We start from the raw sequence: 13,802 nt of genomic DNA on the forward strand, positions 1-13,802 counted from the left end.
TTAGCAGGGGGACACGTGCTGCCGGACGTCCGTTTTCCAACCAGTAAGGTAGTTGAGTGACTTTACCGCTGCACATTCCTGACTTCCACGGGTCCACCCCGGCTTCGCTCCGGCTCTTCACGTCCGAGTCCGTGACCGAGGGTCACCCGGACAAGATCTGCGACCAGATCAGCGATGCGATCCTCGATGCCCTGCTGGCCAAGGACCCGGAGTCCAGGGTCGCTGTGGAGACCTTGGCCACCACCGGCCTGGTACATGTGGCAGGCGAGGTCACCACCGACGCCTACGTCGAAATTCCGCAGATCGTCCGCGAAACCATCCTGGGCATCGGCTACGACTCCTCGGCCAACGGCTTCGACGGCGCCCGGTGCGGGGTGTCCGTATCCATCGGCCAGCAGTCCAACGACATTGCCGGTGGCGTCTTCAACTCGCTCGAGGCCCGCGAAGGCCGCCAGGAGGATGACTACGACCTGCAGGGCGCCGGCGACCAGGGCCTCATGTTCGGCTACGCCAGCGATGAGACGCCGTCCTACATGCCGGTTCCGATCTGGCTCGCGCACCGTCTTTCCGAACGCCTCACCGAGGTCCGCAAGAGCGGCGAGCTGGCCTACCTCCGCCCGGACGGCAAGACGCAGGTCACGGTCGGCTACGACGGTGACCGCCCGGTGTCGGTCGAGACGGTGGTCATCTCCAGCCAGCACGCTGAGGGCGCCAGCCTTGAACAACTCCGTGCCGACCTCGCCGCGCACGTTGTGGAGCCTGTTCTGGCGCTGTCCAACCTCGACACGTCGCGCTCACGCAACATCCTGAACCCGGCCGGCGCCTTCGTGATCGGCGGGCCCGTCGGGGACGCCGGCCTTACCGGCCGCAAGATCATCGTGGACACGTATGGGGGCATGGCCCGCCACGGCGGCGGCGCCTTCTCCGGCAAGGATCCGTCCAAAGTGGACCGCTCAGCCGCGTACGCGATGCGCTGGGTGGCCAAGAACGTCGTCGCTGCCGGACTCGCCAAGCGCGCCGAAATCCAGATCGCCTACGCGATCGGACAGGCCCGCCCCGTGGGCACCTACGTGGAGACCTTCGGCACGGAAACCGTCGACCCCGCGAAGATCAGTGCCGCCATCGCCGAAATCTTCGACCTTCGTCCGCGCGCCATCATCGACGCCCTGGACCTGAAGCGGCCCATCTACGCCAAGACCGCAGCGCACGGCCATTTCGGCCGGGAAGATCCCGACTTCACCTGGGAGCGGCTGGACCGGGTAGACGAGCTGAAGGCTTTCTTCAACGCGTGAATGTCGTAGCCGCGTGATGGACTGTTGCCAGGCCGCCGTTCCGGTGGCCTGGCAAGCTTTTTAAGAGGCCGGCTTTTTAACCGGCTTGTTTTAACCCTGCATGTTTTAACCGGCGCGCTTTAAGTCGGAACGTCCGAACGGAGGTGAGCACCCATGGCCCAGGTCCCAGCCCAAGTCCCTCCGCGAATCTCTGGCCAGATCCCTGCACAGGTGACGGCGCGGGCGGAGCCGCAGGAGGAGCCCTTCCAGCCGTCGCTGCTCTCCGGCTTCCCCGGCACCTCCGCTGCCCGCGCCGCCGTGGGACCTGCCCTCGCAGCCGAACTGCCGGTGGCGCGGGTGGTGATCGAATCATCGCTCCCGCACCTGGACCGGCCCTTCGACTACAGCGTCCCCGCCGACCTCGACGCCGCGGCCCGGCCCGGTGTGCGCGTGAAGGTCAAGTTCAACGGCCAGGAACTGCCCGGTTACCTCGTCGACCGGGTCACAGAATCCGACGCCGGCCATGCCCTCGTGCCGTTGCACAAGGTTGTTTCGCCGGTTCCCGTTCTGACGGCGGCCGTAGCAGAGCTCGCCAGGCGCGTAGCGGCCCGCTATGCGGGAACCCTCAGCGACGTCCTGCGCGTCGCCGTCCCGCCCCGGATGGCGAAACTCGAAAAGGAATTCGCTCCGGACGGGCAACTGGATCCGGCCCTGTTCGCGGACGCCGAAGCGGGTGCAGGAGCGGGTGCCGGGGCGGCCATTCCTGCAGCGTCCAGCTGGGCGGACTACCGCAACGGCCCGGCCTTCCTCCAGCATCTTCGGGCGGGGGAGTCGCCCCGCGCTGTGCTCGCAGCGCTCCAGGGCTACGGCACCGGGGGCTGGCCCCGTATGATCGCCGAGGCCGTCGCCGCGGTCCGGTTGTCCGGCCGGGGCGCCGTGGTGGTGCTGCCGGACTACCGGGACCTGGACCGGGTGGAAGCGGCCCTGCTGGACCTGCTTCCCGCAGGGGACGTGGCCCGGCTCAGCGCCGATGACGGCCCGACGCCGCGCTACCGGAGCTTCCTTCGCGTCCTCAGCGGCGCCGCCAGGGTGGCCGTCGGCACACGGTCCGCCGCATACGCACCGGTCCGCGATCTTGGCCTTGTGGTGTGCTGGGACGACGGCGACGACCTCCACATCGAGCAACGCGCACCGTACGCGCACGCCCGCGAAGTCCTATTGCTCCGGGCGGGCCAGGAGGGCGCAGCCTGCCTCCTCGCCGGCCACACGCGCAGTACCGAAACACAGCGGCTTATTGCCTCCGGCTGGGCCCGTGCGGTGGAAGCGGACCGCACGGTGGTGCGCCGCATGGTTCCGCGCGTACAGAACACCGCTGACAGCTACGAACTGGAACGCGACCCGCTCGCCCGGATTGCCCGGCTGCCCGCCGCAGCGTGGCGGGCAGCCAAAGAGGGCCTGGAACGGGGGCCGGTCCTCGTCCAGGTGGCCCGCGCGGGCTACGCCCCCTCGCTCGCCTGCGAGACCTGCCGCGAGCCGGCCCGGTGCACCGCCTGCAGCGGCCCGTTGGCCATTGCGGGACCCAGCGGGAGTTCTGCCGTGCCGCAATGCCGCTGGTGCTCGGCGCCTGCACCCGAATGGCGCTGCAGCACCTGCAACGGTGCCCGGCTCCGGCGAGGTGCCACCGGGGCGTTGCGCACCGCGGAGGAATTGGGCCGCGCGTTTCCGGGCACGCCTGTTCTTACCTCGTCCGGTGACCGGGTGCTCGCCACGGTTCCGGACGCGAAGGCACTTGTCGTGGCGACTGTCGGTGCGGAACCGGTCGCCGCCACCGGGTACGCCGCCGCGCTGCTGCTTGACGGCGACTCCCTGCTGCGCCGCGAGAACCTGCGGGCGGGGGAGGACGCCGTCCGCCGCTGGTTCAACGCCGCGGCGCTCGTGCGCTCCGCTGCGGCCAGCGGACTGGTGGTGATCACAGCCGATGACTCGGCCGGCGTAGGCGCCCTTCTGCGCTGGGATCCCGCCGGGTACGCGCAGCGGGAGCTGGAGCTGCGGCAGGAGCTGCAGTTGCCGCCGGCGGTGCGGGTCGCCTCCGTCACCGGTGGCCGGACCGCCGTCGGACACTTCACCCAGGCAGTCGAGCAACGGCTGGGCACGCAGGGGATTGTCCTGCGGACCGCCGGCCCGGCGCCGCTGGTGCTCAGCGCAGGCGCAGCGGCCGCGGGAGGCCCCGGAGCAGCTGGTGCCCCGAAAACTCCGGCCCGGACGGAGGCCGACGTCCGCACCCTGCTGTTCATCCCTTATGCCCAAGCCAACGAGGCCACGAAGGTGATGCGTGCGGTCAAGGCAGCGTCAGCCGCGAAGCGCACCGATGATGCTGTCCAGCTGCGCCTCGACGGCGTGGACGTTCTCTAGGACGGCCACCGGCTTGCAGGCGCGGACATGTGTGGCCAGTGCGTGCTCAGCGGCTCGTGGGTTTCGGCGGCCATTTGCCGCAGATGGCCGGAACGCCGGCACCTATTGCGGCCATTTGTGGCAAACGGGTACTGAACGGCTCGCGGGCCCGGGAGTTACCCAGGGCGCACGCGGGACCCCCGCTAGAGCCGGCCTCGGCGAAGCGCGACGGCCTCCTCGGCAGCTGCCAGCAGCCTCCGCGCGGACTCGTCCCAGCTGAAGTCGGCCGCGCGTTCCACCGAGCGGCGGGAGCGCTCCTTCCAGAACTCCGGCTGCTCCAGTTTCCGCACGGCTGCGGCGAATTCGGCGGGGGAGTCCGGGTGCACGTAGCTGACCGCGTCGGCGCCGACCTCGCGGAAAATCGGGATGTCGCTGGCGATCACCGGTGTGCCGTGGGACATCGCCTCGACGAGGGGCAGGCCATAGCCTTCGGCGCGGGAGAGGCTGATCAAAGCGGTGGTACGGGCCAGCAATGCCTCGTACTCCGCGTCCGTCACACCGTTGTGGAACACAAGGTTGGAGCCGGCCGGGGCCAGGGCTTCGAGCTCCGCGCGGCGTTCCGGTGTGATGCGGCTGAGGAGGTGCAGGGTCAGGTCCGGCAGGTCCGCCATGCCCCGGATCATCGTCTCCACGTTCTTGTAGGGCATGAACGAGCCCATGTAGAGCAGCGTCTTGTCCGCCCCGGCTCCGGGGTCGCGGGGATGAAGTCCGGGCTGCGGTGCGTTGCCGACAATCCGGACCGGCCGCCGGGTGAGCCGGTACTTGGAGATCAGCGCCGCCGTCGTGGAGCTGATGGTTGCGACGACGTCGGCCCGGTTCAGCAGGAGCCGCTGGGGCCAGTAGGCCTTGTGGTACAGGCGCCAGAGCACCCGGACGGGGGCCGGGAGGAAGCCCGGAGGGGCCGGGTGCTCGTAGTAGATCAGGTCGTGCAGCGTCAGGATAAGGGGATATTTCCGGCCCCAGCTCCCCATCGTCTGCATGGGGCATACGACGACGTCGGCGTCCAGCTTGTTGACCCGGCCCGCGACGAACAGCTCGGCCGGAGACAACGGGCTGTTGATCAGCGTATAAGGAACGTCCGGCAGCAGCGCGAGCTGCCGTTCGTCGCTGACCAGCATGGAGACATCAGCGATCCGGGCCGTGGCCGCGATGAGGCTGGCACCGTAGCGGCTGATGCCGTCATGGTGGTCCAGGCGGGTGAAGCGGGCATCGATGAGGATTTTCACGCGGTGTGGTCCTTCAGGAAGCGGCGGATGAAGCCCGCGGCGGGCTCCGGGGTTTCGTAATGGATCAGGTGGCCGACGCCGGGGATCACGTCCAAGTGGCCGTCCGGCAGCAGGGCGAGGAGCGTGTGCTGGTCCGGGAGGGCGGCAATCTCATCTTGTTCACCCGCGATGAGGAGAACCGGCAGGGTGAGCCGGTCCGCTACTTCACCGACGTTGTTTCCTACCGAGGCCTTGAACGCTTCGAGCAGGCTGTCCCGGTCGGCGAACGCGGAGAAATAGGCGCTGTGCTGGGCATGCACGAACCGACGCAAGGTCTTGTCCCGGGTCTTCGCCATCGCCTCGCTCATTACGCGCACGATCAGCTGGCTGCGCAGCAGGGCCTGCCCCAACCGGTAGGGGAGCCGGGCTGCGGCCTCGTAGTAGAGGATGGCGAGCTTTGTCATCAATCCCTTGGCGCCTTCAAGGGCCGGGGCAGCGATGGGGTTGACCAGGATCAGCTCGGCCACCGCTCCGGGGTTGCGCGCAACGAAATGGCTCGCGACGATCGACCCGAACGAGTGGCCGAGCAGCACCGTCTCGGCGCCGAGGCCCAGCGCCGCCATGAGTTCGCCGAGGAAGCGTCCGTACCGTTCCACGCTGTGTGGGTCCGCCTCGAATGCCGCGGAGCTTCCGAAGCCCGGGAGGTCCGGCATGATCAGGCGCATCTCGGGGAGCTGGTCGGCCACCCGGAGCAAGCCGTGGTGGTCGCCGCGGAAGCCGTGGACCACCAGGATCGTTCGGGTTTCGGGCGTGACCTGGACCGGTTCGTACGTCCAGTACGCCACGCGCACACCGTCAAGGACCACCTCGGAGGGGACGGTACGGCCCTCGAGGTCGTTGCTGAACAGGGGCTCGGAGGAGGACGCGGTGTCCACGGTATCCATTCGTTGAGGTCCTAATTGACGTGGTCAGGGTGGGAACCGGTGCGGAAGCCGCGCTCCAGCGCGGCAATATCGGCAAGATCCGCGGCCGAGAGTTCGAAGTCGAACACGGCCCGGTTTTCCTGGATCCGGTCCGACGAGCTGGCCTTGGGGACGGTGATGTTGTCCAGCTGGAGCTGCCACCGCAGGATGATCTGGGCCGGGGTGCGTTCATGTTCGGCGGCCAGGGCCAGGATGACCGGGTCACGCAGTACCTGGCCCCGCCCCAGCGGGCTCCATGCCTCCGTGCGGATGCCGAGCGTGTCGTGCTTCTTCCGGAGTTCAGCCTGCTGCAGCCAGGGGTGAAGTTCGATCTGGTTGACTGCCGGGACCACCTCGGCGGTCTCCATCAGCCGGTCCAGATGGTCGGGCTGGAAGTTTGATACGCCGATCGCCCGGACCTTGCCTTCGTGGTAGAGCGTTTCCAGAGCCCGGTAGGTCTCCGTAAAGAGCCCTTTCCCGGGGCAGGGCCAGTGGATCAGGTACAGGTCAATGTACTCGAGGCCAAGGTTCGCCATGGACGTATGGAACGCCCGCAGCGTGGCATCGTACCCGTGATCGTCGTTCCAGACCTTGGTCGTGACGAAGAGATCCTCCCGGGACAGGGCCGGGGACAGTTCGCCGGATCCGCCGCCGGCGCCGTGGAACCGCTCAAGGCCCGCGATAGCCTTGCCCACCCCGGTTTCATTGCCGTACATGGCTGCCGTGTCGAAGTGCCGGTAGCCTGCTTCCAGAGCCATGGTCACAAGTCCGGTGGCGTCCCCGGGCGGTACTTTATACAGCCCGAATCCCAGGCGGTCGATCAGCACGCCGTTGTTCAGGGGGGTCCGGGGGGAAATTCTCATAGCAACGACTCTACCCATTGCCCGGGAAGTTGCCCGGGATGCGGGCCGCCGGCGTGCACTTTCCGTTCCGATCATTTCTGCATAATGCTTGACTCCATTTTGGATTATTCCAAACAATAGTCTTGAACGTTCGACGCGTCCTTATTGAGCGCCGCGCACGGCAAACCCAAGGAGCAGCGTTGGGCCACAAATGTTTAGCCCGGAACCCGGACCGACCGGGCACCCGCCCGCCGGAAGCGGGCCAGCGGCTGTTCGGGGCGACGGGATCCTCCGGTCCGCCGGGCCGGGACGGGGCAGCCCGAACCTCCGGAATTATCCACGCTCAGGAGGTGCTCAAGCGGTTTCACGGCGTCCGGGTTCGCATCCTGGTCTCCTGATACAGCCCCGGCGCCGAGCCCCATAGGTCCGGGACCAAGGACTGCGGGGCCCCGGCGGGGACTGACGCAGTTGCCGGCCAGCGGCGCCAACATGCTGCCGGTCCAACAGCCCTACCAATACACGAGGGCTGACTACAGAAAATAAAGGAGTCAAAGATGTCTCTTGGAATTGTTTTCTTGTCCGAAGTATTCGGTACGGCCATGCTTACCCTGCTGGGCTGCGGCGTTGTGGCCAACGTTGCGCTCAAAGGCACCAAGGGCAACAACGGCGGGTTCCTTATGGTTACCTGGGGATGGGGCATCGCCGTCTTCGCCGGCGTCTACGTCGCTGCCAAGTCCGGGTCGCATCTGAACCCGGCCGTCACTTTCGGCCTGCTGCTCAACGGCAAGAAGGAGTATGCCTCCGGCGTCAACGTCGATTTCGCCTCCACTCTCACCTACTTCGGCGGTGAACTTCTCGGTGCCTTCCTGGGCGCCGTGGTGATGTGGCTGGCCCACAAGCAACACTTCGACACCGAGCCCGAGCCCGCCAGCAAACTGGCCGTGTTCTCCACGGGCCCGGCGATCCGCTCCACCGCATGGAATCTCATCACGGAAATCATCGGCACCTTCGTCCTTGTTTTCGTCATCCTGGCCTTCGGCGGGATACCCTCCGGGCTCGGCCCGCTGGCGGTGGCCCTGCTGGTCGTCGGTATCGGTGTTTCGCTCGGTGGCCCCACGGGGTACGCCATCAACCCCGCCCGCGACCTCGGCCCCCGGATCGCGCACGCGCTGCTTCCGATCAAGGGGAAAGGTTCCAGTGACTGGAGCTACTCCTGGATCCCGGTCGTCGGCCCACTGATCGGCGGAGGGCTTGCCGGCCTGGTCGCCCTGGTGGTGCCGATCATCGGCACCGCAGCTTCCTAATTCCCCTCGTCAGCACTCCAATAACCGCAGGCCATCCAGACAAGGACGTCACCATGAACCAGTACGTAATCGCCATTGACCAGGGCACCACCAGCACCCGCGCCATCGTCTTCGACCATGGCGGCAACATCGTCTCCTCCGGCCAGATGGAGCACGAGCAGATCTTCCCGCAGGCGGGATGGGTGGAACACGATCCGGCAGAAATCTGGGACAACACCCGCGAGGTGATCGGCTCGGCGCTGTCAAAGGCGAACCTGACCCGTCACGATATTGCCGCCGTCGGCATCACCAACCAGCGCGAAACCGCCGTCGTCTGGGACAAGACGACCGGTACGCCCGTCTATAACGCGATCGTCTGGCAGGACACCCGCACGCAGCCGATCGTCGATGAGCTGGCCAAGGACGGGGGACCGGAGCGGTTCAAACAGAAGGTGGGCCTGCCGCTCGCGACCTATTTCTCCGGCACCAAGATCAAGTGGATCCTTGATAACGTCGAGGGGGCGCGAGCCAAAGCGGAAGCAGGTGACCTGCTCTTCGGCAACACCGACTGCTGGGTGCTCTGGAACCTGACAGGCGGGACCGACGGCGGTGTGCACGTCACCGATGTCACGAACGCATCCAGGACCATGTTCATGGACCTGGAGACGCTGTCCTGGGACCAGGACATCCTGGACGCCTTCACCGTTCCGGCGTCCATGATGCCGGCCATCAAGTCCTCCTCCGAGGTCTACGGCACGGTCCACACCTCACAGCTGCTGCGCGAGGTACCCGTTGCCGGCATCCTGGGCGACCAGCAGGCGGCGACCTTCGGCCAGGCGGCGTTCGACACCGGCGAGGCCAAGAACACCTATGGCACCGGCTGCTTCCTCATCTTCAACACAGGCGAGGAGATCGTCCATTCGAAGAACGGGCTGCTGACCACGGTGGGTTACAAGCTCGGAGACGCGGCCCCGCATTACGCGCTGGAGGGTTCGATCGCCGTCACCGGGTCGCTGATCCAGTGGCTACGGGACAACCTGAACATGATCAGCAGTGCCCCGGAAGTGGAAAGCCTCGCGGCCTCCGTCGAGAACAACGGCGGCGTCTACATCGTCCCCGCGTTTTCGGGCTTGTTCGCGCCCTACTGGCGCTCCGATGCCCGCGGCGCGATCGTGGGGCTGACCCGGTTCGTGAACAAGAACCACATCGCCAGGGCCGCGCTGGAGGCCACGGCCTTCCAGACCCGCGAGGTCCTCGACGCGGTCAACGCGGATTCCGGTGTGCCGCTCACGGAACTCAAGGTCGACGGCGGGATGGTAGCCAACGACAAGCTGATGCAGTTCCAGGCGGACATCCTCGGTGTTCCAGTCATCCGTCCGAAGGTCGTCGAGACGACCTCCCTCGGTGCCGCGTACGCGGCGGGCCTTGCAGTCGGCTTCTGGAAGGACCTCGGCGAGTGTTCTGCCAACTGGTCCGAGGACAAGCGCTGGGAACCGCAGCTGGACCAGGCTGAGCGGGAGCGCCAGATGCGCCTCTGGAAGAAGGCCGTCACGAAGTCCATGGACTGGGTTGATGACGATGTGAAGTAAGGCAGCCAGCACAAGGAGCTCCGGCCGGGTGTCCCGGCCGGAGCTCTTTTGTGGCTGGCGCCCTGTGGCTGGCCTCTTACGGCACGTGCCGCTACTGGCGCCCGGGCTTGGCCACGACAGCGTGGGGTGTCTTGGCGTAGACGTCCTTGCTGACGGTGTAGCCCCTGTTGTCCAGCGCCAGGGCCTGCTCATTGACGGTCTTTAGCTGCGAGTCGCTGAGTTTCTTGACCTTCACCAGGTCCAGGGACTCCTGGTCCTCGCCGCCCACGGGTTTGACCTGGACCAAGCCGGTCTTCCTGTCGTAGAACTTCCGCTGCAGGCCTGCGACGCTTCTCGGCTCCAGCGGATTCGATTCCTCGATGACCAGTACATTGTGATAGTTCCCGGCCGGAACACAGACATCTTCATGCCGCTCCACGACCTTCGCGCAGTCCAGGAAGTCCACGCTGGGTGCGTAGGCCTGGGGATAGGCGGGGGCTTTCGGGCGGGGGTGGTCCAGCATGGCGATCCCCGCCTGGGCCTTGTCGATTCCACTGATGAACGTGCTCGGCGCGCCTACAAGCTTCCCGTCCTCATACTCTTCGGGATACTCGCCGAACAGCCACACGGTTCCTTTCTTCGTCTCGGCGAAAAACGCCAGTTCTGATTCCGCAAGTTCCCCGTCGCTGATGTCCCGGTCCCACACCACCAACGTGTTGACGCCGTCGATCTTCTTTGTCAGACCGGTCACCGTGGAGATGACCGTGCGCTTGGTCGTCGTTTTCTCGACAGTGTTGACCACTTTGCCCGTTGTGGTGAACTGCATGCCGGGCTCCAGCGGCAACCACTTGTTCCCGATCTCCGGCTTTGACGGAAATTCGGAGCGGTCCAGGGAGATCGCCGTCCCTGGACCGCAGAGGTCCTTGGCCGGGTCGGCTGCCGCCGCCGTTGCCGGGGCCGCCGTCGTCACCGCCAGCGTGGCCAGCACAAGGAGGGTGGCAGAACCGTACGCCGTGAACCGCATTCTTCTGATGTTTGGCATCTGTAGAACCTCTCCTTGGTTGAGTTGGCGGCGGCTAAACGGCCGCCGCCGGTTTGGGCTGGCGGGGCCGGCGTTCGCGCGCCGGACCCTTCTTGGCGAAACGTAGGTACAGCGACGGGACGATGAACAGATTGACCAGTGTCGATGTGACCAGCCCGCCCAGAATCACCACCGCCATCGGGTGCTCGATCTCATGGCCCGGGATGTTTCCCATGACCACCAGTGGCACCAGGGCCAGCGCGGTGGCAAGGGTGGTCATCAGGATCGGCGACAGCCTCTCCGCAGCTCCGCGAAGCACCAGGTCCCGCCCGAAGGGCATGCCCTCGTACTGTTCAAGGTGCTGGCAGTGGTTGATCAGCAGGATGCCGTTGCGGGCCGCGATGCCCATCAGCGTCAGGAAGCCAACCAGGGAGCCCAGCGACAGGATGCCGCCGCTGAGGTGCGCGGCGATCACCCCGCCCACCAGGGCGACGGGCAGCGTCAGGATGGCGAGGATCGCCAGCCTCCAACTGCGGAACGCGGCCTGGAGCAACAGGAAGACCACGATGACGGCTCCGATCGAGAAGAGCAGCAGCCGCTGCGAGGCAGCCTGCCGTTCCGCGTATTCCCCGAGCACTACCGCCTCGTAGCCGACCGGGAACTCAACCGACTTCATCTGCGATTCAAGGTTCTGGACCACCTTCGCCAGGTCGCCCTCCTTGACGTTGGCGCTGACGTCGATGCGCCGTGAGCCCTCCGAACGTTCAATCACGTTCGGTGTCGGCTTCACCGAGACCTTGGCGACATCCGCCAGCCGGATCCGCTGCCCGCTCGGCGTGTCGAGGGGGAGGTTCTCGATGCTCGTGACACTCGTGCGGGTCTCCGGGGCGCTCCAGACCTGCACGTCGTAGGCCTTGCCGTCCCGGTAGACGTCGCCCACTTCCTCGCCGGAGACCATGGTGGCCGCCATACGGCGGACATCGCCGGGCTTCAGCCCGTGCCGGTTGGCGGCGTCCAGGTCCACTTCCACATCGATCTGCGGAACGTTGGCCTGAAGTGCGACCTTTGCACCGATTGCTCCCTGGATGCCGCCCAAGATGTTCTTGAGCTTGTCCGCCTGCTCCTTCAGGACGGCCAGGTCGTCGCCGTACACGCGGATGACGACGGCGTAACCCGTGCCCGTCAGGACCTCGCGGATCCGTTCCTTCAGGTAGGTCTGGACGTCGCGTGTGATGCCCGGATACCCGTCCACCACGGACTGGATTGAGGCCAGAGTGTCGTCGTAGTCGACGGCGGGGTCAACGCTGATCCAGTTCTCACCGAAGTTGACGCCCACCACCTCGTCCGCGGCGAAGGCCTGGCCAATATGGGACCCGCAGTTGTTCACGCCCGGAATCGTCATGAGTTCCTTGCAGGCCAGCTGGCTGACCCGGACTTCCTCCGAGTTCGACGTGCCGGGCGTGGTGACCCAGTGCATCAGGAAGTCCCGTTCCTTGAAGGACGGCAGCAACGACTGACCCAGAAGCGGGGCCAGGACGATGCCGACGATGCCGAGGCTGGCGAGGGCCAGGTATCCCGGAACAGGCCGGCGGACGATAGGCAGGAGCGCCCTGGCGTAGAAGCGCTTGAGCACCCTGACCACCGGCGGATCCCGGTCCTCCAGCTTGGCGTTCCGGAGGAAGATATACGCCAGAGCCGGGGTGACGGTCAGCGCGACGAGCATTGACGCCATGACCGCGAGTGTGTAAGACGTCGCCAAGGGCCGGAAGAACGCGCCGGTCAGCCCGTCCAGGAAGAAGATCGGCACCGTGGCTGCCACGATGATCAGCGTGGCGTAGACAATCGGCCCGCGGACCTCGAGGGAGGCATTGACCACCACCCTGGCAGTACTGTCGGTGCTGCCGCTCGCCCGGTGGTGGCGAAGGCGCCTGACGATGTTTTCGACGTCGATAATCGCGTCGTCCACCACCACCCCGACGGCAATCACCAAGCCGGCAAGCACCATCGTGTTGACTGTGCCTCCGGTCCAGTACAAGACGAGCGCCGCGGCCACCAGCGACAGCGGAATGGCCGTCACGCTGACCAGGGCAGTCCGCCACTGGAAGAGGAAGATGCTCAACACCAGGATGACCAACAGGCAGCCGAGCAAAAGCGCCAGGCTCAGGTTGTGGAGGGACTCCTCGATGAAGGTCGCCGGCCTGAAGATGGTGGTATCCACCGAGATGCCGGTGAGCCCGGGCTGGAGCTGCTTCAGCGCCTCTTCCACCCCCCGGGTCACTTCGAGGGTGTTGCCCCAGGGCAGCTTCTCCACGATCAGCATCAGTCCGGGCCCGCCGTTGATGACGGCGTCGCCAATCAGCTGCTGATGGTCCTCCACGACGTTTGCCACATCGGCGAGCCGCAGCGGGGGCTGGTCCCCCCGGTCCTCCACGGCCACCTTCGCCAGCTCTTGCGGCGAGGTGATGGGCTGTACGTGGCGGATTCCTATGCTCTGGGTGGGCGTATCAAGGGCGCCCCCGGTACCGATGAGGGCCCCCGGGGAATACTTGAGCAGCCCGGCGTCCAAGGCATCGGAGGTGGAGTTCATCACCGTTTCCAGCGTCACGTTGTTCGCGGCCAGCCGGGCGGGATCGACCTGGACCTGCAGCATCTGGAGACGTTCTCCCCAGATGGCGACATTGGCGACGCCCGGCACCCGCAGCAGATGCGCCCGGATGTTCCAGTAGGAAATCATGGACATCTCGATGAGGGAGCGGGTGTCGGAGGACAATCCGATCTTCATGACGCGGCTGGTCGAGGACAGCGGCTGCAGCATCAGCGGCGGTGCCGCCCAGGTGGGAAGCGTCGGTATGACCGTGGCCATCCGTTCGGACACCAGTTGCCGGGCCGTGAGCAGGTCGGTACCGTTCTCGAATTCCAGCACGATCGACGAGAGCTGGGATACCGACTTGGACCGCATCTGATGCAGCCCGTCGATTCCGTTGAAGGCTTCCTCCATCGGAACGGACACGAGTTCCTCTACTTCGGCGGCGGTGAGCCCGAGGCACGCTGTCTGGACTTCCACCTTCGGCGGTGCGAACTCAGGAAACACGTCCACCGAAGCACTGCTGAGTTGTGCGCCGCCCACGATCATCAGCGCAGCGGCCATCGCGATGATGATCGATCTGAACCGTAGACTGGCGGCGACTATCCGGCGCAT

The 13,802-nt window shown here is 66.2% G+C and carries 9 protein-coding genes; 4 read left to right on the forward strand and 5 right to left on the reverse strand.

Annotated features, from left to right (window positions below):
• Window positions 1-56: 56 nt before the first annotated feature.
• Window positions 57-1,292: a methionine adenosyltransferase gene (metK, locus tag QFZ65_RS10335; RefSeq protein WP_306910113.1), complete on the forward strand. Its 1,236-nt coding sequence runs from the start codon at window positions 57-59 to the stop codon at window positions 1,290-1,292.
• A gap of 153 nt (window positions 1,293-1,445) precedes the next feature.
• Complete coding sequence (locus QFZ65_RS10340; RefSeq protein ID WP_306910115.1) at window positions 1,446-3,683, forward strand: primosomal protein N'; 2,238 nt, start codon at window positions 1,446-1,448, stop codon at window positions 3,681-3,683.
• A gap of 182 nt (window positions 3,684-3,865) precedes the next feature.
• Here the strand turns inward: QFZ65_RS10340 and QFZ65_RS10345 are convergent, their stop codons facing one another.
• Genes QFZ65_RS10345 through QFZ65_RS10355 form a run of 3 tightly spaced genes read right to left on the reverse strand, consistent with a single transcriptional unit; the run spans window position 3,866 to window position 6,752 of the window.
• Window positions 3,866-4,948, reverse strand: a complete 1,083-nt coding sequence (locus tag QFZ65_RS10345) for a glycosyltransferase family 1 protein (RefSeq protein WP_306910117.1) — start codon at window positions 4,946-4,948, stop codon at window positions 3,866-3,868.
• Window positions 4,945-5,871 (reverse strand): alpha/beta fold hydrolase, encoded by a 927-nt coding sequence (locus QFZ65_RS10350; RefSeq protein WP_306910118.1) that lies wholly within the window; start codon window positions 5,869-5,871, stop codon window positions 4,945-4,947. The genes QFZ65_RS10345 and QFZ65_RS10350 overlap by 4 nt, the downstream gene beginning before the upstream one ends.
• 11 nt (window positions 5,872-5,882) lie before the next feature.
• Complete coding sequence (locus tag QFZ65_RS10355; protein WP_306910119.1) at window positions 5,883-6,752, reverse strand: aldo/keto reductase; 870 nt, start codon at window positions 6,750-6,752, stop codon at window positions 5,883-5,885.
• Between the two features lie 533 nt (window positions 6,753-7,285).
• Here QFZ65_RS10355 and QFZ65_RS10360 point away from each other — a divergent pair.
• Together QFZ65_RS10360 and glpK are read left to right on the forward strand one after the other, a co-directional pair.
• Complete coding sequence (locus QFZ65_RS10360; RefSeq protein WP_306910121.1) at window positions 7,286-8,035, forward strand: MIP/aquaporin family protein; 750 nt, start codon at window positions 7,286-7,288, stop codon at window positions 8,033-8,035.
• 53 nt (window positions 8,036-8,088) lie between these two features.
• Window positions 8,089-9,603, forward strand: coding sequence for a glycerol kinase GlpK (gene glpK / locus QFZ65_RS10365; RefSeq protein WP_306910122.1), 1,515 nt, complete (start codon window positions 8,089-8,091; stop codon window positions 9,601-9,603).
• Between the two features lie 91 nt (window positions 9,604-9,694).
• Here the strand turns inward: glpK and QFZ65_RS10370 are convergent, their stop codons facing one another.
• Window positions 9,695-10,624 carry a hypothetical protein gene (locus QFZ65_RS10370; RefSeq protein ID WP_306910124.1) on the reverse strand — a complete coding sequence of 310 codons (930 nt, stop codon included), beginning with the start codon at window positions 10,622-10,624 and terminating at the stop codon, window positions 9,695-9,697.
• 34 nt (window positions 10,625-10,658) lie between these two features.
• Complete coding sequence (locus QFZ65_RS10375) at window positions 10,659-13,802, reverse strand: efflux RND transporter permease subunit (RefSeq protein WP_306910126.1); 3,144 nt, start codon at window positions 13,800-13,802, stop codon at window positions 10,659-10,661.

This window comes from Arthrobacter sp. B3I9 (assembly GCF_030816935.1).
Taxonomy (GTDB): domain Bacteria; phylum Actinomycetota; class Actinomycetes; order Actinomycetales; family Micrococcaceae; genus Arthrobacter.

Coding starts and splice junctions, on each gene's coding strand:
- QFZ65_RS10340 (WP_306910115.1), top strand. CDS start 1,446: ATGGCCCAGGTCCCAGCCCAAGTCCCTCCGCGAATCTCTGGCCAGATC.
- QFZ65_RS10350 (WP_306910118.1), bottom strand. CDS start 5,871: ATGGATACCGTGGACACCGCGTCCTCCTCCGAGCCCCTGTTCAGCAAC.
- QFZ65_RS10355 (WP_306910119.1), bottom strand. CDS start 6,752: ATGAGAATTTCCCCCCGGACCCCCCTGAACAACGGCGTGCTGATCGAC.
- QFZ65_RS10360 (WP_306910121.1), top strand. CDS start 7,286: ATGTCTCTTGGAATTGTTTTCTTGTCCGAAGTATTCGGTACGGCCATG.
- glpK (WP_306910122.1), top strand. CDS start 8,089: ATGAACCAGTACGTAATCGCCATTGACCAGGGCACCACCAGCACCCGC.
- QFZ65_RS10370 (WP_306910124.1), bottom strand. CDS start 10,624: ATGCCAAACATCAGAAGAATGCGGTTCACGGCGTACGGTTCTGCCACC.
- QFZ65_RS10375 (WP_306910126.1), bottom strand. CDS start 13,802: ATGCGCCGGATAGTCGCCGCCAGTCTACGGTTCAGATCGATCATCATC.